The following is a 21,417-nucleotide window of genomic DNA, read 5'->3' as shown; positions in this document are numbered from 1 at the left end:
TGTCAGGGCGCGTTGCCCAGCTTTCCTAGGTCGAAACGCTCGACATCGCGCAGCAACTCGATGAACCCGGCAACGTGATGCGCACAGGTCGCCGCGCCCTTTTCAGGCGTCGCGACCGAGGCGTTGCCCACGGTCCCGGCGGCGTTCAGATCGGTCGCGACCCAACCGTATGCGGTGCCGCCGGTCGGCCGCAGGTGGCGGAAGTCGTCCATATCCTGCGCCGAGGACCGGAAGTCGCGCGCCTTGTCCATGTCGACCAGCTCGGGGCGGAAATGCAGCATCAGGCTGGTTTCCATGTCGCCACCGTGTATGCCGTAGGCGAGTTCCTCGGGCGGGTACATTCCCTCGGGATGGCCGAACGCGCCCCAGTGGCAGCGGGCGACCAGCATGTCGGCGTGGACTCGCAACTCGCGGGCAATGATCGCGTTCATGTCGGTGTTGCCGCCGTGAGAGTTCACGATCACCAGCTTGCGCACCCCGGCGCGGGCGACCGAAAGGCCGATGTCGATCCAGGCCTTCATCGCAACATCCGCGGCCAGCGTCAGCGTGCCCGGGGCGTGCAGATGCTCATTCGACTTGCCGACCGCCTGGATCGGCAGGATGCGGAAATCGAGGTCGTCGGGCGCATCGGCAATCAGTCGGTCCAGCATGCCCTGCGCGATCATCGTGTCGACGCCCACCGGCAGATGCGGCCCGTGCTGCTCGATTGCGGCGGTCGGCAGGATCGCGATAGTCTTCGCCGGATCAATATCGGCGTATTCGGTTGTGCGGTATTCCGCCCAGTAACGGCGCATGTCTACTCCTTTTCAGCCGCCAGCGCCCGCGGCGCGCGGCTCGCCGGGGGTCGAGGCCCGGCCCTGCCCGATCAGTCCATCCAGCACCCGGTCGACGCGCTTGAGATGCGCGGCGCGGGTCTCGGGCGTCGAATTGTCCATGTTGTAATGCGCGGCGAAGGCGGTCTTACAGCGTCCGCACAGCAACTTGACTCCGCGCAGGATGGTGCGTCGCCCCGGCGCGCCGATGAAACGGGTCAGCCACCAGCTTGCACCGCAGGTGGTGAACACCGCCAGCCGGTCGATATGCGTCAGCGTCGGGATGATGTCGCCCTTCTCCGGCAGGCGAAAGGCGACGTCGGGTAGAAACACCCGGTCCAACCAGCCCTTCAGCACCGCCGGCAGCCCGTACCACCAGGTCGGATAGACGAAAACCAGCGTGTCGGCCCAGCGCAGGGCGGCGATGTGCCCGGCCAGCTGACTGCCGGTCTCGGGGCCATCGAGGTAATCCTCCCACTCCTGCCGGGACAGAACCGGCTCGAACCCTTCGGCATAGAGGTCGAGCACCTGCACCTCGGCTCCGGCCCCGGTCAGCCGCCCGACGACGAGGTCGCGCACGGCGGCGGTGAAGCTTTCGGGGCTTGGGTGGCAATAGACGACCAGGGCGCGCATGGCTCAGAAGGACTCCATCTGTCGGGTGACGCGGGCCATGAAATGCTCTCGCCGTGCGGCGTCGGCCCGATTCATGTCATATAGGGCAAGGTATCGCATCTTGGCGCGCGGGTGAACGACGGCGCGGATATGCCGCGTGACGCTGCGCCGGGGCGGATCGCCCAGGACCGTCGCCCGCAGCCGCGTCGTGCCGTAATGCGTGACCGCCGCCACCTTGCGGATGTTGTGCAGGCAGCCGCCGACCTTGCCATCGCGCATCCCGAAGGAAACGCCGGGCAGAAACACCCGGTCGAGGTAGCCTTTCAGCATCGCCGGATAGCCGAAGTTCCAGACCGGGAAGACCATCACCAACGCCTCGGCGGCCTGCAAACGCTCGACATGCTCGGCCACGGGCTCGATGTTTGCGGGCTCATCGTGATAGATCCGCCGTTCCTCGCAGGACAGGACCGGGTTGAAGCCCTCGGCGTAGAGATCGCAATCGTCGACCTCCCACCCACGGCCCTTCAGCACATCGACCGTCGCCCGGTGCAGCGAGGCCGAGAAGCTTTCGGGCACCGGGTGAGAGAACAATACCAGCGCGCGGGTCATTCCGCGGCCGTCATGCCGGGATAGGCGTACATTTTGTCATAGGCCCAGTTCGGGTCATCCCAGGCGATCATCTTGCCGGGGTTCAGCAGGCCCTTGGGGTCCGCCTCGCGCTTGAAGGCCAGTTGCCGGTCGTCGACCGTTTGCCGCCCGCCTTCCTCCAGCGTGTAGCGGTGCGGGTTGAAGACCATGCAGCCCAGTTCCTCGTGGATGCGCACGATCTCGTCCAGCCGCTCCTCGGTCGTGAACCTGATGATCGGCAGGCTCGCGAACATGGTCCGCCCGCCTTCCTTCATCGCTTCGAGATGCTGGATGATCTCGTCGCCAAAGGTTTCCGAGACCTTGCGGATCTTGTCCAGCATGTCGTCGCCCGCGAAGCGCACCTGCAGATAGGTGATCGAGGGGTCCACTTTCAGCGCCCGCAGCGTTGTGTGGTTCCAACCGTATTCGAAGACCGGGCCGGGGTTCTTCGCCCAGTCGTTGTCGTCCGAACGATAGATGATCCTCGCGTCCCGCCGCGCGTGGAAGGTCATGAACCCGTCCATCGATTGCGGCGCGACCATCAGCGCGACAAGGTTGTCGTCCGGCTCGACATATGGCTTCACGCGTTGGAAATAGTCATGCGCGATGGGGGCCTGGATGGGTGTCGCCAGCTTGATCAGGATGCCGCTTTCGTCGGTCAGATCGCGGGCATATTCGACGGCATCCATGAAATCCTTGAAGGCCACGAACATCTCGACCCACTCATAGGCCGGGGCCAGCGGCATCTCGATCTCGGTGATGATGCCGTTGGTGCCATAGGCGTGGCTGACGCGGTGAAGCTCCTCGCCCCGGAATTCCAGCACGCGCGGTTCCTCCTCCATCGTCACGACGCGCAGGCGGATGATGTTGCCGAGGTCGCGCAGCGCGCCCCAGCGGCACGACCCGACACCGCCCGAGCCGCCGGCGATGAAGCCGCCAATGGTCGCAGTCGCCCAGGTGGACGAGAACATTCGGATTTCCTGCCCCGAATGCGCCTTGCAGTGCGCGTCGAGGTCCTTAAGCAGGCAGCCCGGCTCGACGATGACGCGGCCCGGATGAACCTCTTTCACCTCGGCCATGTGGCGCATGTGCATGACACAGCCACCCGCAAGCGGCATCGCCTGGCCATAGTTTCCGGTGCCCGCGCCGCGCGTCGTCACCGGCACGTCATGGGCGTAGCAGACCTTCAGCACCTCGATCACCTCGGCCTCGGACCGGGGCGAGACGACGAAATCCGCCTCCAGATGATCCATCCGGGCCTTGAGCACCGGGGAATACCAGAAGAAGTCCCGGCTTTTCGCCTTCACCGAGGCAGGCTTCTGGTCGATATCCAGATGCGAAAGGGCGGCTATTGCGCCTGCGATGTCGGCTGACATGTCGTCTCCATCAATGCGTCGAGTTCGGAATATGCGGGCAACGTTCGGTCGATGGCACGGCCCTGGCGCACCACCACCCTGTCGGATTGGGGGCGCGCGAACAGTTCGGTCCACGACCGGGCGTTGAGCAGCATGAAGTCGGCGGGGCCGGTGGTCATGCTGACCGGGTCGAACCCGCAGATCTCGGCAGGTGCGGCATTGACCGTCGCGGCCCAGTCGCCGCGCGAATGGTCGAGATGCCCGATCCGCGTCGCCTCGCGCAGGACCTCGACCGTGTCCATGTCGCCATAGGCGTAGAACGGATCGCGGGTGTTGTCGCTGGCGAAAGCCACGGGGATGCCGCGCGCCCGCATCTCGTGCACCAGCGTGATGCCCCGGTAGCGCGGCGTACGGCCCCGCTGCCGGTCTTGCAGATAGAGGTTGCACATCGGCAGGCTGACGACGGCGATCCCGGCCGCGGCCACACGATCCAGTGTGCGCTCGGCCACACCCTCGTCCTGCGTGGACAGCGAGCAGCAGTGCCCGACGACCACGCCAGACCCGAAACCGGTGCGCAGCACAGACCGCGCTATGGCGTCGAGCGCGGTACTTTCCGGGTCCAGTGTCTCGTCGACGTGGAAATCGGCCTTCAGCCCCCGCGCCATCGCCATGCGGAAGAACGTATCCAGCCGGTCGTCCAGATCCGGCGCCGGGAACGCAACGCAGCCCAGGACACCGCCATATTTCTGTACGCGGTCGGCCAGCACGCGGAAGTCGCCGCCATCCTCGACCATGTCGATGGGCACGAGGCAGGCGGCCTGCAGGTCGATCCGCCCGGCCCAGTCGGCGCGTACCTCATCGAACACCGGCCACGAGACCGCATCCTGCGGCGCAAGACTGTCCAGATGTGTGCGGACCGCCCGCGTCCCGTGCGCCCACGCGCAACGCAGGCTGAACTCCATCCGGGTGCGCACGTCCTCTGCGGACCAGTTCGCCACCCGGTCCGCGCCGACGGTCGAAAGCGCGCCGTCGAAACTGCCATCCGGATTGGCGGCACGCGGCCAGATATGGCCCTTGTCCAGGTGGGTGTGCATGTCCACGCCCAGCGGCAGGCGGATGCGCCCGCCCATGTCCAGCACCGTGTCGGCGAGGCCATCGACGATCCGCCCGTCCTCGACCGTCACCGGCGCGGGGACAAAGCCCGCGCCCGGCTGGCCCATCAGGCAGGCGGGCGTGACAAGATTCTCCAGCCGGTATCGGCCGGTTTCAGGCAATGCGATGAAATCCAAATCAATTCTCCCGCTTGATCGCGCTCTCGTGCCATTTGTGCAGCAGCACGTGGGTCAGCCAGGTAATCACAAGATAGATCGCCACCCCGGTCAGCACGATCAGGAACAGCGCCGCAAACATGCGCGGGATCTGCAGCCGGTAGGACGATTCGAGAATGCGGAACGCCAGCCCCGACCCGACGCCACCGGTGCCGGCGACGAACTCCGCCACCACCGCGCCAATCAGGCTGAGGCCCCCCGCAATACGCAGACCACCGAGGAAGTACGGCAGCGCCGAGGGCAGTTGCAGGTAGCGCAGCTTCTGCCAGCGCGTCGCACCGTAGATCGAGAACAGGTCGCGCAGGTTGTGGTCGGCCGAGTTCAGTCCCAGCGTCGTGTTCGACAGGATCGGGAAGAAGGCCACGATCCAGGCGCAGATCAGCAGGCCGACAAGCTGCGCGTCGATGGTGAAAAGTCCCAGGTTGATGTCTGCGACATAGATGAAGATCAAAGGCGCAATGGCGATGATCGGCGTGACTTGCAGGACGACGGCGTATGGAAAGAACGACATCTCGACCAACCGCGACTGGTTGAAGAGGATCGCCAGCCCCACGCCCACGGTCACCGCCAGGAACAGCGCCATGAAGGTCACCTGGATGGTGATCCACCAACTGCCCGCAAGCGTCGCGAAATCCTCGACCAGCGTCTGCGCGACCAGCATCGGGCCGGGCAGCACGTAGTGCGGAATCTCATTCACGGTGACCACCCAGTGCCACCAGAAGAGCGTCAGCGTCAGCAGGCCGATGGGCAGCACCCAGCGCGCGATCTTGTTGACGCGGCGCCCCCGCGCGCGGCGCAGTTCCTCGTCATCGCGCAGGTCGGTGGCGGCACTCACGGCGGGATCGGTGATCGTGCTCATGCGGCGTCTCCCATCGCCTCGTGCAGCGCGTCCGAGGCCGAGCGGCAATGTGCGGCGTATTCGGCAGACGTGCGGAATTCCTCGGTGCGTGGATAGGGCGCGTCCACCTGAAGTTCGCGGATTACCCGGCCCGGGCGCGCCGCCATGATGACGATACGGTCGGACAGGAAGACGCTCTCAAAAACCGAGTGCGTCACGAATATTACAGTGCAGCCGATCGCCTGCCGCATCGCCAGAAGGTCGTTGTTCAGCTTGAAGCGGGTGATCTCATCCAGTGCGGCGAAGGGTTCGTCCATCAGGATCAGCCGGGGGCGGGTCACCATCGCCCGCGCGATCGAGACACGCATCTTCATCCCGCCCGACAGCTCGCGCGGATAGGACTTCGAGAAGCCGTCGAGACCCACCAGCTCAAGCGCCTCGTCGATGGCGGTCTGCACCTCGGCCTTTCGTTTCCCCTTCAGGCGCATCGGCAGGTAGACATTGTCCTCGACCGTGGCCCAGGGCATCAGGGTCGGCTCCTGGAAGACAACGCCCAGATCGTCGGCGCCATGCGCGCCGGTCCAGTTGATCCGCCCGGCGGTCGGGTGCATCAGCCCCGAGATCAGTCGCAGCGCCGTCGACTTGCCGCAGCCCGAAGGGCCGAGCAGGCTGATGAAATCGCCCAAGCGCACGTCGAGGTCCATGCCGCGCAAGGCAACCACGTCCTTGCCGAAAACCTTGGTCACGCCCTGCATCTGCAGAAGCGAAGGCCGGGATCCGGCCTCCGCAATCGGTGTCGGGGTCAAGCTCACTCTCCGACCAGTTCTTTCTTCACGTCCAGTGCCACGCCCGAGTTGGCGAAGTCGAGCGTGTAGGCCTGCGCGATGTCGATACCTTCCTCGACCACACCGGCGGCGACCATCTTGTCATAGAAGTCCTTGAAGGTCGCGTCGGTCATCGCACCGATGCCGAGCTCGAGGCTGTCGCCTGAATCGACGATGCCATGCTCCTTCAGCGCCTCTACCGAGTAGGCCAGCTGCTCGTCTGACATCTCGGCATTGTCGGCCTTGATCGCCTCGAGCGCCGCGCTGTTGTCGCCGTAGAGGAAGTTCGCCCATCCAATGGCCGACCCTTCGACGAAGCATTTCACCGCCTCGGGTGTCTCATCGATGGTGGTCTGCATAGTCTCGACCGTGGTGGCGTAGGTTGTGAAACCGTGGTCCGCCATCAGGTAAACGTCGGGCTTGAACCCGGCCTCGCGTTCGACCGCAAACGGCTCAGAGGTGACGTAACCCTGCTGGCCAGAGCGCTCGTCGGCGATGAAGGGCGCAGGGTTGAAGGTGTAGGGACGACGGATCTCGGCCGGGAAGTCGTAGGCCGCCATCATCCACTGATAGAAACTCTGGAAGCCGTTATCGCCGATGAACAGCGTGTCCAGCGTGGCCAGCTCCTCCCAGCTGCCTACGGCGCCAGGGTGGGTCAGGATGACCTGCGGCTCCTTCTGGAAGTGGGCGGCGACCACTTTCAGCGGAATCCCCTCCTTCACGGCGGCAAAGGCCTGCAGAAGGTTGCCGCCCATGTGGAAGTCGATCTTCCCGGCCAGCATCAGGGCGCGGTTGTTCACCTGCGGCCCGCCGGGGACGATGGTGACCTTCAGCCCGCAGGCCTCGTATGTGCCATCTGCGACGGCCTGATAGTAGCCGCCATGCTCGGCCTGGGCGACCCAGTTGGTGCCGAAGCTGACCTCGGTCAGGTCCTGGGCTGCGGCCGGAAGCGCGGCGGCCAACGCCAGCGCCGAGACGAGAATGCGTTTCATGGGGGATCCCTCCGTGTTGTTCCGCTGCGGTCACGCGTGTGCGAACCGTTCCCAATGCGGGCGGTGAACACAAGCGTTTCGCATATCGTCGCGCTAGGAAAGGCCTGTTGCACAGAATTTGACCGTTCGATCAAGGTCATTGCCCGATCCGGGGCAGATTGCCGCCACGTGCCGCTTTCGAAGCGCCGCCGACCCTTGAGCGCGGCAAATTTCCGATGCAGCGTGACCGCGCCTACCGAACGGAGATTCCTTGTGAAAGCACATACGCCCGGCGGCATCCGCCCGCCCTTCGCCCGTTACTCGCACGCGGCAGAAGCCCCTGCCGGGCATGGCCTGATCGCGCTTTCGGGCCAGCTCGGCATCGCGCTCGACGAAAGCGTTCCCGAGGGTGCGGGAGCACAGGCGGATCTCTGCTTCGCCAACATCGACGCCATCCTGGCCGAGGCCGGAACGGACCGCAGCGCGATCCTGCGCGTCAACGCCTATGTAACCGCGCGCGAGTACCTCGCGCCCTACATGGAGGCCCGCGACCGCTACCTTGGCGCGGTCACGCCGCCGCCGGCCTCCACCCTGATGATCGTGTCCGGTTTCGCACGCCCGGAATTCCTGGTCGAGATCGAGGTCCTGGCAACAATCCAGCGTCCGCCCCGCAATCCGTTTCTCTGACCCGGTTGGCGCGTCCAACCGTCCCTATCTTGCAAGGTGCGCCCGACTCGGCACGGTCTCAGCCCTTGGCCAGCAGCGCCGCAACCCGCTCGATCCCGAACAGGTAGCCCTGCGTCCCCGCCCCCGCGATCACCGCATCCGCACGCCCCGAGACGAACGAATGGTGGCGGAACGCCTCGCGCTTGTGGATGTTCGAGATGTGCACTTCGATCACCGGCCCGTCGAACATGTTGAGCGCATCCAGAATCGCTACCGAGGTATGGCTGTAGGCCCCCGGGTTGATGACGATCCCGGCAGCCGACTGCCGCGCCTCCTGAATCCAGGTCACCAACTCGCCCTCGTGGTTCGACTGGCGGCAGTCCACTTCAAGCCCAGACCCACCGGCGGCCTCAGCACAGATGCGCTCGACGTCGGACAGGGTCTCGGAACCGTAGACTTCCGGCTGGCGCGTGCCCAGCATGTTCAGGTTGGGCCCGTTCAGGACCAGGATCGTGGGCATCGGCATCTCCTCGCGGTTCGTTGCTGCCGCACCCTATCCGTTTGCCCGCCCCGTGCAAGCCGACAGCCGCAGGCGCGCGGCTCAAACTCCAAGGTGACGCTCGCCGATCTCCGCGCTCAGGGCAGCCATTGCGCCGGTCCAGACGGTCCGCCCGCGCTCGAGGATCACCACCCGGTCACAGACGCCGCGCATCTCGCGCAGGGCCTTGTCGATCACCAGGATCGACAGCCCGGTTTCGGCCTTCAGCGCGGCGATGGCGGCCCAGATTTCCTGCCGGACGATCGGGGCCAGCCCCTCGGTCGCCTCGTCTAGGATCAGCAGGCGCGGGTTCGTCATCAGCGCGCGCCCAATCGCAAGCATCTGCTGCTCTCCCCCCGAGAGCGAGGCGGCCCGTTGCCCCTGGCGTTCTTGCAGGCGCGGGAACAAACTGAAGACGCGCGGCATCGACCAATCTCCCGGGCGCGCAGCGACCACCAGATTCTCGGCCACCGTCAGGTCGCGAAAGCAGCGGCGACCCTCGGGCACCAACCCGATGCCAAGTTTCGCGGCCCGGTGGCTTGGCAGCGCGGACAGGTCCTGACCGGCGAAGCTGAGCCCCCCCTTGGCGGGAAGCATTCGGCAGATCGCTTTCACCGTTGTCGTCTTGCCCATACCGTTGCGGCCCATCAGCGCGACAACCTCGCCCTCGGCCACGTCCAGATCTATGCCGTGCAGCGCCTGGCTGCCGCCATAACCGGCGGTCACGCCCGAAAGCGACAGCAGGCTCATGCGTCCTCTCCCAAATAGGCGCGGCGCACCTCCGGATGGGCGCGGATCTCGGCAACGGTGCCGGTAGCGATCACCTGCCCGTAGTCCAGCACCGTGATCCGGTCGGCCAACGAGAACACCGCATCCATGTCATGCTCGACCAGCAGTATCGGTGCTTCGTGCCGCAGCGCATCCAGAAAATTTGTCAGCTGCCGAGTGCCTTCAGTGCCGAGCCCTGCCATCGGTTCGTCCATGACGAAAGCCTTGGGTGCCAGCGTCAGCGCCACGGCAACCTCCAACAACCGTCGCTGCCCGTGGCTGATCTCGCCAGTGCGGGCAGCCGCGAGATCCGAAAGGCCGACCCGCGCCAGCGCCTGTTCGGCACGCTCGCGCAAGGTCCGGTTCTTCAGCACCGGGCGGAACAGACTGCTCGCCGCGCCAGCCGCTCCGACTGCGCCCAGCAGGGCGTTCTGCAGGACCGTATCCTCCATCGCCAGCGCCGAGATCTGGAACGTCCGCCCAAGCCCCGCCCGCGCCCGCTGCCGGGTGGTGTCCCCGGTCACGTCGCGGCCCAGGAAATGCACCGTGCCAGCGTCCGGCTTCAGCGTGCCGCAGATCTGCCCGATCAACGTGGACTTGCCCGCGCCGTTAGGCCCGATGACGGCATGGATCTCTCCGGGCAGCAGCGTCAGCGAGACGTCGCGGCTGGCCGCAACCGCGCCGAACGTCTTGGACAGCGCGCGGGTTTCGAGAACCGGCTCAGCCATGCGCCCGCCCCCGCCCGGCGGCAATGCCGATCACCCCGCCGCGCCCGAACAGAACCACCGCCAGCAGCAGCGCGCCGAGGAACATCAGCCAGTAGTCGCTGAGCCCGCCCAGCGCGTGCTCCAGCACAACGAACAGCGCCGCGCCCGCGACCGGGCCGAACAGGCGCGCGACGCCGCCTAGGATCAGGAACACCATGATCTCGCCGGACATCTGCCAGCTGAACATCGTCGGACTGACGAACCGGTTGAGATCCGCGAACAGCGCACCCGCCAGCCCGGTGATCGCGCCAGAGATCACTAGAGCCGTCAGCTTCAGCCGAAACGGATCGAGCCCCACGGTCTCGACCCGGTGCGGCACCTGCCGCGCGGCGTTCAGCGCCAGCCCGAAGGCCGAGCGCGCCAGCCGGGCGTTCAGCCACAGCGCCGCGCACAACAGCACCAGGCAGATGCCGAAGAACTGGATCGGGTCGAGCGTGTTCAGCCCCGGAAATTCGTTGCGGACATAGATCGACAGCCCGTCCTCGCCGCCATAGGCGGGCCAGCTGATCGCGAAGAAATAGAACATCTGCCCGAAGGCCAGCGTGATCATGATGAAGTAGACGCCCGAGGTCCGCAGCGACAGCAGCCCGATCCCAAGCGCAGCCAGCGCCGAAGCGGCCATCGCCACCAGCCAGATCACCGGCATCGACTTTGTCCCCTCGATCAGGAACGGCGTCTCCATCAGCGGAGTGTAGCTTTGCGCATGATGGGCGAGGATCCCCATCGCATAACCGCCGATGCCGAAATAGACCGCATGGCCCAGGCTCACCAGCCCGCCGAGGCCCAACGCGATGTTCAGCCCCACCGCCGCCAGCGCCAGGATCGCGGCGCGGGTGGCAAGGGTGATCGTGAATGGCTCGTCCGCGACCTGCGCCCAAAGCGGCACGGCGACCAGCAGCGCCAGAAGGGCGGCGTTTGTCAGATGCTCGCGGGTCATGCGCGCGCCCCGAAGAGGCCCGTGGGGCGCCAGACCAGCACCCCAGCCATCAGGATGTAGATCGCCATCGACGCCAGTGCCGAGCCGACCGCCGTGGCCTGCGCCGGTTCCATCACCAGCTTGAACAGCTCGGGCAGGAAAATGCCGCCCAGCGTGTCGGTCAGTCCCACTAGAAGGCTGCCGATGAGCGCGCCCCGGATCGAGCCGATGCCGCCGATGACGATGACCACGAAGGCGAGGATCAGGATCGGCTCGCCCATGCCGACCTGCACGGACTGTATCGCGCCGACCAGCGCGCCCGCCAAACCCGCCAGCGCCGCGCCCAAAGCGAAGACAAGCGTGTAGAGCCGCCCGATGTCGACGCCCAGCGCCGCGACCATCTCGCGGTCGTTCTCGCCCGCGCGGATGCGGATGCCGACCCGGGTGCGCGCGATGAACAGGCCAAGGCCCGCCGCCACCAGCAGACCGACGCCGATCAGCGCCAGCCGGTAGCGCGGATACTCGATCCCGCCGGGCAGGCTGACCGGGCCGGAAAGCGCGGGCGGGATTTCCAGGAACAGCGGGAACGAACCGAACACCAGCCGCGTGCCCTCGGAGAAGATCAGGATCAGCGCGAAGGTCGCCAGCACCTGGTCCAGGTGGTCGCGGTCATAGAGCCTTCGGATCACCGTCAGCTCGACCAGCGCCCCGGCAACGGCGGCGGCGGTCATCGCGGCGGCCAGCGCCAGCAGGAACGAGCCCGTCGCCGCAGCGACGCCGGCGGCCGCAAAGGCACCGATCATGTAAAGCGAGCCATGCGCCAGGTTGATCAGCCCCATGACGCCGAAAATCAGGGTCAGACCGGCGGCCATCAGGAACAGCATGACGCCGAACTGCACCCCGTTCAGGATCTGCTCGGCCAGAAGTGTTGAGGTCATGAATTCAGGAAACGGGGCGCGGGCCGGCAAAGGCCCGCGCCGAAGGGCTTACATTTCGCATTCGGCGGCGTAGGCGTCGGAGTGGTTCTCCAGCGCGGTGCCGATGATGCGGTTGGTGAAAACGCCGTTCTCCTCGATCACCTCGCGGGCATAGATCGTCTGCACCGGGTGATGGTTCGGGCCGAACGAGAATTCCCCCCGGGTGCTCTCGAAATCGGCCGCCTCAAGCGCGGCGCGGAACGCGTCGGCATCCGCCACGTCGGCCTTGTCCAGCGCCGAGATCAGCAGGTTCGCCGTATCGAACCCCTGGCTGGCGTAGAGCGAGGGCAGACGGCCATACTCGGCCTCGAAGCTCTCGACGAAGGCCACGTTGGCCGGGTTGTCGAGGTCCTTGCTCCACTGGCTCGTATTGATCACGCCCAGCGCTGCCGGCCCGACCGCCTGCAGGATGCCCTGGTCGAACGAGAAGGCCGGTCCGACAACGGGGATGTCCACGCCGCTGTCCGCATACTGCTTGAGGAACGAGATCCCCATGCCGCCCGGCAGGAAGAAATAGACGCTGTCGGCGCCCGACGCGCGGATCTGCGCGATCTCGGCCGCATAGTCGGTCTGCCCGAGGTCGGTGTAGATCTCGGATGCGACCTCGCCCTCGAAGAAGCGCTTGTACCCGGTCAGCGCGTCCTTCCCGGCCGGGTAGTTCGGCGCCAGGATGAAGCTGTTGGCATAACCCGCACCGTTGGCATAAGCGCCCGCGGCCTCGTGCAGGTTGTCGTTCTGCCAGGCGACGTTGAAATAGTTCGGGTGGCAGCCCTTCCCGGCCAGCGCCGAGGGACCGGCGTTCGGCGACAGATAGAACTTGCCCTGCGCGGTCGCGGCGGGCACCACAGCCATCGCCAGGTTCGACCAGATGATCCCGGTCAGCACGTCGACCTTCTCGGACTGGATCATCTTGTCGGCCAGCTGCACGGCCACGTCCGGCTTCCGTTGATCGTCCTCGATCACCACTTCGATGTCATCGCGGCCCGACTGCTTCACTGCCAGCAGGAAGCCGTCGCGTACGTCGATGCCGAGACCGGCGCCACCGCCCGAGAGCGTGGTGATCATCCCGACCTTCACATCCGCCAGTGCCGAGCCGGCGAACGCCACCGTCGACAACGCGAGAGCGAGCGTTTTCAAGTTCATGTCTGTCCCCTGTCGATACTGTCTTCTTGTTGCACTGTCTTTTTGTTGCCGGGCGCACCGCGCACGCGTGCACGATATTACCCGTCCAAAGACTTGTTAGTGCAACTCCGCCCGGTGCGCCACAGGGTTCGGATATCAATAGGCCTGCCGCTTGCGGATGCTGGTCTGCCTGGCGCTCGCATCAATCGCCTGTTGCAGCGTCTCGATCCCCGCTTCGCGCAGAAGGTCGAGCAGATGGCAGAACACCTCGCCCGTGGCCAGCGCGTCCCCCATTGCCGTGTGCCGGTCGGCCTCCGGGATCTCGATTCCGAACCGGGCGGCGAGCGCGTCGAGGCTGTGCTCGGCCCCTTCGCCGAAAAGCGCCGAGGAAAGCAGCACCGTACACAGTACCGGGTTCTCGAAATGGATACCGCTGCGCGCCTCCTCGGCGGTCAGGAAAGCCATGTCGAAAGGCGCGTTGTGGGCGACCAGGACCGCGCCCGAGCTGAAGTCGTGAAAGTCGCGCCCCGCCTCCGCCATGCCGGGCGCGTGCGCGACCATCGCCTCGGTGATCCGGTGCACCTCGGTCGAGGCGGCGGGTATGGATCGCTCCGGGTTCACCAGCGTCTCGAACCGTTCGCCGCGAAGCAGACGGCTGTTCACGATCCGCACCCCGGCGATCTGCACGATCCGGTCGCCGCTACTGGGAGACAGGCCGGTGGTCTCGGTGTCGAAGACAACGAACGGCAATTCCGCCAGACGACGCTCCGCCAGATCGCCTGCCGCTGCTGCCGGAGGCAGGTCGAAATCATAGAATTCGGGCCGCACGTCCGAGGCCTCGCTTGCGCCGGGCGTCGCGGTCTCCAGCGGAAGCACAAGCCGGTGCCCGTCGTCTGCAGGCTCGGACCAGAGTTCGGTGCCGTGGGCCGCCAGGGTATCACGCCCGGTGTAGGCGCCGTATCCGGGCGAAAGCGGGCGCTCCAGGCAATCCTGCAACTCGCCATCCGGCAGCGCCGCGCCCGCCCAGCGGACCTCCAGCCGGGTTTCGTCGCCGCGGGCCTCGACTCGGGCGGCGAACCCTTCGCGGGTGCCGCCTTCGCGCATGCCCTCGACGACGTTCGAGAGCATCTCGATCACCGCGAACGCGTCGCAGCGGACGAATAGGTCCCGCGGCTTCTCGGTTCCGCAGTCGATCCCGCGCCCGGCGAGCCCGTGCATCAGATCGCTGGCGGCGACCATGGACATCGGCCAGCGACGGCGGGCCAGCGCGGCATAGCGTTCTTCGAGTTCGCGCAACACGCCATAGAGCCTGGCCATCTCCTGCTGCTGTGCCTCGGTGAAACGCTCCCGGGTCGGGGCGTCGATCTCCGGGCTGACTTCGAGCGCATCGAGTATCGCGCCGATCGCCGAGACCGGCCGGCGCACCCCTTCCAGCAAAGCGTGGAACAGGTGGTCCCGCTCGGAGCGTACGGCCAGTTCCTCAGTCGTGTCGCGCAGGATCAGCACATGATCCGCCGGGGCCATGTCGATATGACTTACCTGCCCGAGCAGCATCCTCCCACCGTCGCGGCTGGTGGCGAGGAACGGCTCGGCCCCGTGTTCACCACGCGCGCGCCGGGCAGAGAGCCGCTCAAGCGCCTGCCTCACTGGCCCGCCACGCAACACACTGTCGAGCGGCCTGTCGAGCCCCAAACCGCCCAGCAACTCCTGCGCCGCGCGGTTGTAGAGCATCACCCGGTTGTCGGGGGTGACCACGACGACACCCTCGGCGAGGTCGCGGACCAGCGCCTCGAACATGACCTTCTCGCGCTGGAGACGGCGGGTCTGCTCGGCCACGGCGCGTTCCTGCGCCTCGCGCGCCTTGGTCAGCGCCTCGTTGATCGCGTTCGCCGCCGGGGCGAGCGCACCCAGGTAGCGCGCGGGCTGCTCATCGATGCGGGTGCCGCGTACGTCCACGGTCGCGCGGGTCTCGAGATCCTTCGCCAGCGCGAGGATCGGCTTGGCGACGTTCTCGTCGAAGAGCAGCCCGATCCAGGCCGAAAGGCCGATCAGCCCCAGTCCACCAACCACCCCGGCGATGACATAGCTGTCCACCGAGCCACCGCCGCGCCGCGCGCCGAGCCAGAGACCGACCGCAAGCGCAACGCATCCACCCAGCGCGAGCGCCGCGAAGAACAGGGCGAAGCGGCGGCGCAGTCCCCAGCGCTCATGCATGGGTATCCTGGCCCAGAAGCTCGGTGATCTTCTCGGTCAGTTCCGTGTTCGCGAAAGGCTTGGTCAGGAAGGCGTTCGCGCCCAGCGCCAGGCCCTTGCGCCGCTCCATAGCACCGCCGCCTGCAGTCATCATGAGGACCTTCACGTCCTTCAGCGCGTCCTTGCTGCGGATGTACTGGCAGATCTCGTAACCGGACCGCTTGGGCAGCATCACGTCGAGCACCACCATGTCCACCGGCTCGGTCTCGAGCGCTTCCAGCGCGGCCTCGCCGTCGTCGACACGGTGAAGCTTGTGGCCCATGCGGCCGATCAGGAACTCCAACGCGAAGGCGATGTTGTCCTCGTCCTCGACCAGCAGGATGTTCTTCTGCTGCATTGCTCCCCCCTTATATCGTTCACCCGCCACAGGCGGATTGCACAAGCGGATCTTCCGCCCCCACGGCAAGCCATTCCGCGCTCTCCGGCGCGTCGATGGCGGCTTCGGTCACGTCGGCGCGGGCTGCGGCCGCGCAGTCGATCAGCTGCGGCCGGCGCGCGGTCGGTTGCCAGCGTTCGAAAAGGTAGACATCGGCCAACCGGACATCGGGCGTGGCCGGGTTCGTCTGCATCCCCGCATGGTCCAGTGCGATCAACCGCGTGGTCTGCGGCGCGAGGTAGGTCCAGGGCTTGTAGACGAAGGTCTCGGCCACCCTGTCGACCACGGTGACGCCCTCGGGCAACCCGCCAGCGGTTCGCCCGGCCCAGGTGTATTCCGACCAGATCGTGTAGCCGATCATCGCCAGGCCCGCGAAGATCGGCACCAGCCAGCGTGGCAGGCGTCCGCCCGTGATCCGCCGGAGGATCAGTGCGAGGCCAGCGGCGACGAGAGCGGCGGCGAAGGTTGCGACGAGTTCAAGGAACATGATCCTACCCCAGCATCTGTTTGCCGGACCCAAGCGCCGACTGCATGGTCTTCACTACCATGAAGGCATCGCGCAGGTGATTGCGTTCCAGTTCGGAAAGCGTCGCAGGCGACATGAAGTTATCCGGCGTCTTGTTCTTGCGCACCTGCGCCGCCTGGTGCTGCAGCCGCGTCTGCGCGATCAGGTCGAACGCATCCAGCAGGTCCGCCGCACCGGCGGCCGAAATCAGCCCGGCCTCGCCCGCCGCCTTCAACCGATCACGCGTCCCAGCGCTCGTGATCCCCGCCTGCAGGGCGTAGACGCGGCCCAGGTCCACCACCGGCACAACGCCAGAGTGTTTCAGATCGACCGTGTTCTTATGCTCGCCCGAGCGGATCAGCGCGAACCCCCGGAAGAGGCTCAGCGGCGGGGTGTGCTTGAGCGAGTTCGAAATCATGTGCGCGACGAAGATCGAATTGCGTCGTGCCATCGCCAGCGTCTCTTCCTGTAGCTCGTCGAACCGCCCCATCGCCCCCGAGATCGGGCGGAGGTCGAACATGACAGAAGCCAGCATCTGCGCCTCGTTGTCAGGCTGCGCGATCCAGCCGGCGAAGTACTCCCGCCAGACCCGGCGCGGTTGCCGCCATCGCGGCACGGTCGCCATCATGTCGCCTGGGCAGTAAACAAAGCCGCAGGTGTTCAGCCCGTCCGAAACGAACTGCGCAAGCGCGGCGAAATAGGCGTCGTCGTCCTCCGCCACGGCATCGTCCAGGATCAGACAGTTGTCCTGGTCCGAGACGCCGGTCTGCTCACGTCGCCCCTGGCTGCCGCAGGCGAGCCACAGGTACGGCACCGGGGGCGGACCCAGCCGTGCTTCGGCCAAGGTGAGCAACCGGCGGGTGACGGCATCGGTGATGTCTGTGATCCGCCGGCTTATCGCGTCGTGACGTACCCCGGCGGCCACGAGCTGCGCCAGCAGCGCGGGCGTGCGGGCAACGACTGCGGCCATGTCCTCGGCGCTCTCCGCCTCGACGATCTCGGCGATCATGTAGCTTGCGGTGGCGGCCTGGCGGCGGAAGAGGTCGGTCTTGCCGATCATCCCGACAATCCGCCCGCCCTGCTCGACGGGCAGATGGCTGATGCCATGATCGGCCAGCGTCACCAGCGCGTCGATACCCAACGCCTCGGGTGGGATTGTGATCGGACCGGGGGTCATGATCTCGGACACAAGCACAGTGCCATCACGGCCTTCGGCCAGCACCTTGCCGGTCAGATCGCGCGCAGTGACAATGCCGCGGATCTGGTTGCCCTCCATCACCAGCACCGAGTTGATACCGCGGTCGCGCATGATCCGGGCAACCTTGGTGATCGACGCATCGGGAGAGCAGGACACCGGTTCCGTCGCCATCAGGTCCTCGACCCGCAGCGCGGTCAGGCCGGTTGCGTAGGGGCCGCTGTCCTCGGCCTTCGGGCGGCCGAACCACTCGCTGAACACGGGGACAGTCCGAACCAGTTCACGGAAGCTGGCCGCAGGCACCAGCCAGAGCCGCGCAGGCTCGATCACACGTGCCGTCAGTTGAGCCTTGCCGTCCCGCAAAAGGCCGCGCTCACCCAGGATGTCCCCCGGACCGCGGCGGGAGACGACCTCGCCGCCGGCGGCCTCGGAATGCACGATGCCGCTTTCGATGACATAAAGACCCTCGAGTTCCCCGCCCTTGTCAAACAGCACCTCCCCCGCCGCGCAGGTCACGCTTTCAACCGACCCGGCCAGGCGTGTGCGCGCCTCATCGGGAAGTTGGTCGAAGGGGGCGTGTCGCATCAGGCCTTCGGCGATGCTGGGGCTGTCCTCGGGCACGGGCGCGGCTCCAAGAAGTGGTTGCGAACGGTAATCATCCTAAAAGGGATCCGGCCTCGAAGGGGAAATTCCCCGCCGGGGTGGAGGGGGCCGCAGAGCCCCCTCCGGTCTCGGTCAGTGAGCCTGGGCAGCCGAGGCACCACGTGGGATGCGGACGCTGCGCACCAGTTCCTTGATCTCTTCCGGGGTTTCCTTCGTCATCCCGGCGACAAGGTAAGCCACACCGAAGTTGATCACCGCACCGATCGCGCCGAACGAAGTCGACTTGACGGTGAACAGCAGCGGATCCGCATCTGTGAAGCTGTTGGTGTCCGGAATGAAGAACCAGCCCTTGTGCAGGAAGATGTAGATCAGGGTGGTAAGCAGACCGGCCAGCATCCCCGCCACGGCACCGCGATTGTTGATCTTGGTCGAGAAGATCCCCATCATCAGAGCCGGGAAGATCGAAGCTGCGGCAAGACCGAAGGCCAGCGCCACAGTCTGGGCCGCAAAGCCCGGCGGGTTCAGACCAAGGTAGGTCGCCACCGCAATCGCCACCGCCATCGCGATACGTGCCGAGAGCAGCTCGCCCCGCTCGCTGATGCCGGGGTTGATCGCCCCCTTGATCAGGTCGTGGGACACGGCGGACGAGATCGCCAGCAGCAGACCCGCAGCCGTCGACAGCGCCGCCGCCAGGCCACCCGCAGCCACCAGACCGATGACCCAGCCGGGCAGGTTGGCGATTTCGGGGTTGGCGAGCACCAGGATGTCGCGGTTGAAGTTGGTCAGCTCGTTGCCGGCCCAGCCCGCAGCCGCCGCCTTCTCCTCCATCGCGGGGTTGGCGTCGTTGTAGTACTGGATCATGCCGTCGCCGTTCTTGTCTTCCCAGCCGAGAAGACCGGTCTTCTGCCAGGTGGCCATCCAGTCATAGGCCGGATCGTTCTCGATCGTCTCGACCGAGACGGCCTGACCGTCGGCACCGTTCGGCCAGAACATCTCGGTGATGTTCAGCCGCGCCATCGCGCCCACGGCCGGGGCCGTCAGATACAGCAGCGCGATGAAGACCAGGGCCCAGCCCGCCGACCAGCGCGCGTCCGAGACCTTGGGAACGGTAAAGAAGCGCATGATGACATGCGGCAGACCGGCGGTGCCGATCATCAGCGACAGGGTGAAGAGCACCATGTTGAACGTGTCGCCGTTGTGTGCGGTGTACTCGTTGAAGCCCAGGTCGGTGACGATCTGATCGAGTTTCGCCAGCAGGGGCTCGCCGCTGGTGGTGTCACCGAAGAGGCCCAGGCCCGGGATCGGGTTGCCGGTCAGCTGCAGCGAGATGAAGATCGCCGGGATCGTGTAGGCCAGGATCAGCACGACGTACTGGGCGACCTGCGTGTAGGTCACGCCCTTCATGCCGCCGAACACCGCGTAAGCAAAGACGACCGCCGCACCGATCAGCAGGCCGGTTGTGTTCGACACCTCCAGGAAGCGGCCGAAGGCCACGCCAACGCCGGTCATCTGACCGATCACATAGGTCACCGAGGCGACGATCAGGCAGATCACGGCCACGAGACGCGCTGTCGGGCTGTAGAACCGGTCGCCGATGAACTCCGACACGGTGAACTTGCCGAACTTCCGCAGGTACGGCGCGAGCAGCAGCGCAAGCAGCACGTAACCGCCGGTCCAGCCCATCAGGAAGGTCGAGTTGTCATAGCCGACGAAGGCGATGAGACCCGCCATGGAGATGAACGAGGCCGCGGACATCCAGTCTGCCGCGGTAGCCATGCCGTTGGTGACAGGGTGCACGCCGCGTCCGGCGGCGTAGAACTCCGATGTGGACCCGGCGCGGGCCCAGATCGCGATGCCGATGTAGAGCGCGAAGCTCGCGCCCACAAACAGCAGGTTGATCGTGAACTGATCCATGTGTCCCGTTCCTTATTGCTCGTCGACGCCGTGCTGGCGGTCCAGCTTGTTCATCCGCCAGGCGTAGAAGAAGATCAGCGCCAGGAAGACGAGGATCGACCCCTGCTGGGCGAACCAGAAGCCCAGGTCGGTGCCGCCCACCGTGATGCCCGACAGAAGCGGGCGCAGCAGGATGCCGAAGCCAAAGGACACCAGGGCCCATATAGCGAGGCTCCACTTGATCAGGCGCAAGTTGGCCTTCCAATAGTCGTTGTTCTGTTCGTCGGACATTTTTCTCCCTCTCGATGTATCGAGTTCGTTGCCCGGCGGCCCACTCGGCCCGCCGAATTCCTTCGCCGGCGAGCAGCTCGGCCCGCCGCAGTCAGCAGTCTGAAGTCAGGCGGCCACCGCCGGGCGCAGCGTTGCCGCCACCCGGTCGTAGATCGCCTCGATATCGCCGACGGCGTTGACGCGCTTCAGCGCGCCCTGATCCTGGTAGTAGGCGATCAGCGGCCCGGTCTGGGCATGGAACGCCTTGAGTCGCTCGCTCACCGCCTCGGCGTTGTCGTCTGCGCGGCGCACCATCTCGGTGCCGCCGCAGGCATCGCAGACGCCCTCTTTCGCAGTCGGCTTGAAGCTGTCGTGATAGCCCTCGCCGCAGCCTTTGCAGGTGAACCGCCCCGAGATCCGCTCGACCAGCATCGCGTCGGGAACATCGAGGCTGACCACTGCGTCGACCTTCTTACCCGACTGCGCCAGCAGCGCGTCCAGCGCCTCGGCCTGCACGCGGGTGCGGGGAAAACCGTCGAGGATCACGCGGCGGGCGCAATCGGGCTGCTCCATCCGCTCTCTCAGCAAGGCGATGACGATCTCGTCGCTGACGAGGCCGCCGGCCTCCATCACCGCCTTCGCGGCTTTACCGGTTTCGGTGCCCGCCGCCACCGCGGCGCGCAGCAGATCGCCGGTCGAGAGCTGCACCAGTCCCATGCGCTCGGCGAGCAAACGGGCCTGGGTGCCCTTCCCGCCTCCCGGCGGGCCGAGCAGGATCAGCGTTACGCCGTCAGCCTTGGTGGATTGCACGGTCATCGTCCGCTCCCCCTCAGGCCGGCCGGTTGGCGATAAGCTCGTCGACCACCGACGGATCGGCGAGCGTCGAGGTATCGCCCAGCGAGCCGAAGTCGTTCTCGGCGATCTTGCGCAGGATGCGGCGCATGATCTTGCCCGAGCGGGTCTTCGGCATGCCCGGCGCCCACTGGATGATGTCGGGTTTCGCGATCGGGCCGATCTCGGTCCGGACCCATTTGACCAGCTCGGCGCGCAGGTCCTCGGTTTCCTCCACGCCTTCCATCAAGGTGACGTAGCAATAGATGCCCTGTCCCTTGATGTCGTGCGGGTAGCCGACGACGGCGGCCTCGGCGACCTTGGGGTGGGCGACCAGGGCGCTTTCCACCTCGGCGGTGCCCATCCGGTG

The 21,417-nt window shown here is 66.2% G+C and carries 23 protein-coding genes and 1 pseudogene; 1 reads left to right on the top strand and 23 read right to left on the bottom strand.

The genetic code is table 11. The features are described 5' to 3' along the window. Positions 1–2: 2 nt before the first annotated feature. Genes ACW9UR_RS22475 through ACW9UR_RS22440 form a run of 8 tightly spaced genes read right to left on the bottom strand, consistent with a single transcriptional unit; the run spans position 3 to position 7,388 of the window. Positions 3–794, bottom strand: a complete 792-nt coding sequence (locus ACW9UR_RS22475; protein WP_458919319.1) for a creatininase family protein — start codon at positions 792–794, stop codon at positions 3–5. A gap of 12 nt (positions 795–806) precedes the next feature. After that, complete coding sequence (locus ACW9UR_RS22470; RefSeq protein WP_458919318.1) at positions 807–1,445, bottom strand: NAD(P)H-dependent oxidoreductase; 639 nt, start codon at positions 1,443–1,445, stop codon at positions 807–809. 3 nt (positions 1,446–1,448) lie between these two features. Then, positions 1,449–2,033, bottom strand: coding sequence for an NAD(P)H-dependent oxidoreductase (locus ACW9UR_RS22465; RefSeq protein ID WP_458919317.1), 585 nt, complete (start codon positions 2,031–2,033; stop codon positions 1,449–1,451). Beyond that, positions 2,030–3,427 carry an FAD-binding oxidoreductase gene (locus ACW9UR_RS22460; RefSeq protein ID WP_458919316.1) on the bottom strand — a complete coding sequence of 466 codons (1,398 nt, stop codon included), beginning with the start codon at positions 3,425–3,427 and terminating at the stop codon, positions 2,030–2,032. The genes ACW9UR_RS22465 and ACW9UR_RS22460 overlap by 4 nt, the downstream gene beginning before the upstream one ends. Continuing rightward, positions 3,400–4,695 carry a cytosine deaminase gene (locus ACW9UR_RS22455; RefSeq protein WP_458919315.1) on the bottom strand — a complete coding sequence of 432 codons (1,296 nt, stop codon included), beginning with the start codon at positions 4,693–4,695 and terminating at the stop codon, positions 3,400–3,402. Before ACW9UR_RS22455 ends, ACW9UR_RS22460 begins: the two co-directional genes overlap by 28 nt. A 1-nt stretch (position 4,696) precedes the next feature. After that, the gene (locus ACW9UR_RS22450) at positions 4,697–5,593 is read right to left on the bottom strand and encodes an ABC transporter permease (protein WP_458919314.1); all 897 of its coding nucleotides are present in this window, start codon (positions 5,591–5,593) and stop codon (positions 4,697–4,699) included. Then, positions 5,590–6,327, bottom strand: a complete 738-nt coding sequence (locus ACW9UR_RS22445; protein ID WP_458919427.1) for an ABC transporter ATP-binding protein — start codon at positions 6,325–6,327, stop codon at positions 5,590–5,592. The genes ACW9UR_RS22450 and ACW9UR_RS22445 overlap by 4 nt, the downstream gene beginning before the upstream one ends. A gap of 53 nt (positions 6,328–6,380) precedes the next feature. After that, positions 6,381–7,388, bottom strand: a complete 1,008-nt coding sequence (locus ACW9UR_RS22440; protein WP_458919313.1) for an ABC transporter substrate-binding protein — start codon at positions 7,386–7,388, stop codon at positions 6,381–6,383. Positions 7,389–7,640: 252 nt separating this feature from the next. Between ACW9UR_RS22440 and ACW9UR_RS22435 the strand changes: the two genes are divergently transcribed. Continuing rightward, entirely contained in the window at positions 7,641–8,054 is a 414-nt protein-coding gene (locus tag ACW9UR_RS22435) for a RidA family protein (RefSeq protein WP_458919312.1), read from the top strand. A 58-nt stretch (positions 8,055–8,112) separates the two neighbouring features. Here the strand turns inward: ACW9UR_RS22435 and aroQ are convergent, their stop codons facing one another. The 15 genes and pseudogenes from aroQ to ACW9UR_RS22360 form a co-directional block, all read right to left on the bottom strand. Continuing rightward, on the bottom strand, positions 8,113–8,553 hold the full coding sequence (aroQ, locus tag ACW9UR_RS22430) for a type II 3-dehydroquinate dehydratase (RefSeq protein WP_458919311.1): 441 nt from the start codon (positions 8,551–8,553) through the stop codon (positions 8,113–8,115). 81 nt (positions 8,554–8,634) lie between these two features. Continuing rightward, positions 8,635–9,321, bottom strand: a complete 687-nt coding sequence (locus tag ACW9UR_RS22425; protein WP_458919310.1) for an ABC transporter ATP-binding protein — start codon at positions 9,319–9,321, stop codon at positions 8,635–8,637. After that, the gene (locus ACW9UR_RS22420) at positions 9,318–9,449 is read right to left on the bottom strand and encodes an ABC transporter ATP-binding protein C-terminal domain-containing protein (RefSeq protein ID WP_458919426.1); all 132 of its coding nucleotides are present in this window, start codon (positions 9,447–9,449) and stop codon (positions 9,318–9,320) included. The genes ACW9UR_RS22425 and ACW9UR_RS22420 overlap by 4 nt, the downstream gene beginning before the upstream one ends. 99 nt (positions 9,450–9,548) lie before the next feature. Next, a pseudogene (locus tag ACW9UR_RS22415) lies at positions 9,549–9,995 on the bottom strand (ATP-binding cassette domain-containing protein); the annotation flags it as partial. 64 nt (positions 9,996–10,059) lie between these two features. Continuing rightward, positions 10,060–11,043, bottom strand: coding sequence for a branched-chain amino acid ABC transporter permease (locus tag ACW9UR_RS22410; protein WP_458919309.1), 984 nt, complete (start codon positions 11,041–11,043; stop codon positions 10,060–10,062). Next, complete coding sequence (locus ACW9UR_RS22405) at positions 11,040–11,960, bottom strand: branched-chain amino acid ABC transporter permease (RefSeq protein ID WP_458919308.1); 921 nt, start codon at positions 11,958–11,960, stop codon at positions 11,040–11,042. The genes ACW9UR_RS22410 and ACW9UR_RS22405 overlap by 4 nt, the downstream gene beginning before the upstream one ends. Positions 11,961–12,008: 48 nt before the next feature. Beyond that, positions 12,009–13,142: an ABC transporter substrate-binding protein gene (locus ACW9UR_RS22400; RefSeq protein WP_458919307.1), complete on the bottom strand. Its 1,134-nt coding sequence runs from the start codon at positions 13,140–13,142 to the stop codon at positions 12,009–12,011. A gap of 135 nt (positions 13,143–13,277) precedes the next feature. After that, entirely contained in the window at positions 13,278–15,335 is a 2,058-nt protein-coding gene (locus ACW9UR_RS22395; protein ID WP_458919306.1) for a 3'-5' exonuclease, read from the bottom strand. Next, positions 15,328–15,711: a response regulator transcription factor gene (locus tag ACW9UR_RS22390; protein WP_458919305.1), complete on the bottom strand. Its 384-nt coding sequence runs from the start codon at positions 15,709–15,711 to the stop codon at positions 15,328–15,330. Before ACW9UR_RS22390 ends, ACW9UR_RS22395 begins: the two co-directional genes overlap by 8 nt. Before the next feature lie 19 nt (positions 15,712–15,730). Beyond that, complete coding sequence (locus ACW9UR_RS22385; protein ID WP_458919304.1) at positions 15,731–16,237, bottom strand: hypothetical protein; 507 nt, start codon at positions 16,235–16,237, stop codon at positions 15,731–15,733. A gap of 4 nt (positions 16,238–16,241) precedes the next feature. Next, positions 16,242–18,071 carry a DUF294 nucleotidyltransferase-like domain-containing protein gene (locus ACW9UR_RS22380; RefSeq protein ID WP_458919303.1) on the bottom strand — a complete coding sequence of 610 codons (1,830 nt, stop codon included), beginning with the start codon at positions 18,069–18,071 and terminating at the stop codon, positions 16,242–16,244. A gap of 114 nt (positions 18,072–18,185) precedes the next feature. Then, a complete protein-coding gene (locus ACW9UR_RS22375; protein ID WP_458919302.1) occupies positions 18,186–19,967 on the bottom strand; it encodes a sodium:solute symporter family protein in 1,782 nt (593 codons plus the stop codon). A gap of 12 nt (positions 19,968–19,979) precedes the next feature. Beyond that, positions 19,980–20,237 (bottom strand): DUF4212 domain-containing protein, encoded by a 258-nt coding sequence (locus tag ACW9UR_RS22370; RefSeq protein WP_458919301.1) that lies wholly within the window; start codon positions 20,235–20,237, stop codon positions 19,980–19,982. A 105-nt stretch (positions 20,238–20,342) separates the two neighbouring features. Next, positions 20,343–21,032 carry an adenylate kinase gene (locus ACW9UR_RS22365; protein ID WP_458919300.1) on the bottom strand — a complete coding sequence of 230 codons (690 nt, stop codon included), beginning with the start codon at positions 21,030–21,032 and terminating at the stop codon, positions 20,343–20,345. A 13-nt stretch (positions 21,033–21,045) separates the two neighbouring features. Next, positions 21,046–21,417, bottom strand: a 372-nt coding sequence (locus ACW9UR_RS22360; RefSeq protein ID WP_458919299.1) for an AMP-binding enzyme, incomplete at its 5' end; no start/stop codon positions are given.

The sequence above is a fragment of the Halovulum sp. GXIMD14794 genome (assembly GCF_054457455.1).
The sequence above is the reverse complement of the archived record's forward strand: the minus strand, read 5'-3'. Positions and strand labels throughout refer to the sequence as shown.

Bases quoted from the DNA above. Each gene is read 5' to 3' on its own strand.
- ACW9UR_RS22475 (WP_458919319.1), bottom strand. From the start codon at position 794: ATGCGCCGTTACTGGGCGGAATACCGCACAACCGAATACGCCGATATT.
- ACW9UR_RS22470 (WP_458919318.1), bottom strand. From the start codon at position 1,445: ATGCGCGCCCTGGTCGTCTATTGCCACCCAAGCCCCGAAAGCTTCACC.
- ACW9UR_RS22465 (WP_458919317.1), bottom strand. From the start codon at position 2,033: ATGACCCGCGCGCTGGTATTGTTCTCTCACCCGGTGCCCGAAAGCTTC.
- ACW9UR_RS22460 (WP_458919316.1), bottom strand. From the start codon at position 3,427: ATGTCAGCCGACATCGCAGGCGCAATAGCCGCCCTTTCGCATCTGGAT.
- ACW9UR_RS22450 (WP_458919314.1), bottom strand. From the start codon at position 5,593: ATGAGCACGATCACCGATCCCGCCGTGAGTGCCGCCACCGACCTGCGC.
- ACW9UR_RS22445 (WP_458919427.1), bottom strand. From the start codon at position 6,327: ATGCAGGGCGTGACCAAGGTTTTCGGCAAGGACGTGGTTGCCTTGCGC.
- ACW9UR_RS22440 (WP_458919313.1), bottom strand. From the start codon at position 7,388: ATGAAACGCATTCTCGTCTCGGCGCTGGCGTTGGCCGCCGCGCTTCCG.
- aroQ (WP_458919311.1), bottom strand. From the start codon at position 8,553: ATGCCCACGATCCTGGTCCTGAACGGGCCCAACCTGAACATGCTGGGC.
- ACW9UR_RS22425 (WP_458919310.1), bottom strand. From the start codon at position 9,321: ATGAGCCTGCTGTCGCTTTCGGGCGTGACCGCCGGTTATGGCGGCAGC.
- ACW9UR_RS22420 (WP_458919426.1), bottom strand. From the start codon at position 9,449: ATGGATGCGGTGTTCTCGTTGGCCGACCGGATCACGGTGCTGGACTAC.
- ACW9UR_RS22410 (WP_458919309.1), bottom strand. From the start codon at position 11,043: ATGACCCGCGAGCATCTGACAAACGCCGCCCTTCTGGCGCTGCTGGTC.
- ACW9UR_RS22405 (WP_458919308.1), bottom strand. From the start codon at position 11,960: ATGACCTCAACACTTCTGGCCGAGCAGATCCTGAACGGGGTGCAGTTC.
- ACW9UR_RS22400 (WP_458919307.1), bottom strand. From the start codon at position 13,142: ATGAACTTGAAAACGCTCGCTCTCGCGTTGTCGACGGTGGCGTTCGCC.
- ACW9UR_RS22395 (WP_458919306.1), bottom strand. From the start codon at position 15,335: ATGCATGAGCGCTGGGGACTGCGCCGCCGCTTCGCCCTGTTCTTCGCG.
- ACW9UR_RS22390 (WP_458919305.1), bottom strand. From the start codon at position 15,711: ATGCAGCAGAAGAACATCCTGCTGGTCGAGGACGAGGACAACATCGCC.
- ACW9UR_RS22385 (WP_458919304.1), bottom strand. From the start codon at position 16,237: ATGTTCCTTGAACTCGTCGCAACCTTCGCCGCCGCTCTCGTCGCCGCT.
- ACW9UR_RS22375 (WP_458919302.1), bottom strand. From the start codon at position 19,967: ATGGATCAGTTCACGATCAACCTGCTGTTTGTGGGCGCGAGCTTCGCG.
- ACW9UR_RS22370 (WP_458919301.1), bottom strand. From the start codon at position 20,237: ATGTCCGACGAACAGAACAACGACTATTGGAAGGCCAACTTGCGCCTG.
- ACW9UR_RS22365 (WP_458919300.1), bottom strand. From the start codon at position 21,032: ATGACCGTGCAATCCACCAAGGCTGACGGCGTAACGCTGATCCTGCTC.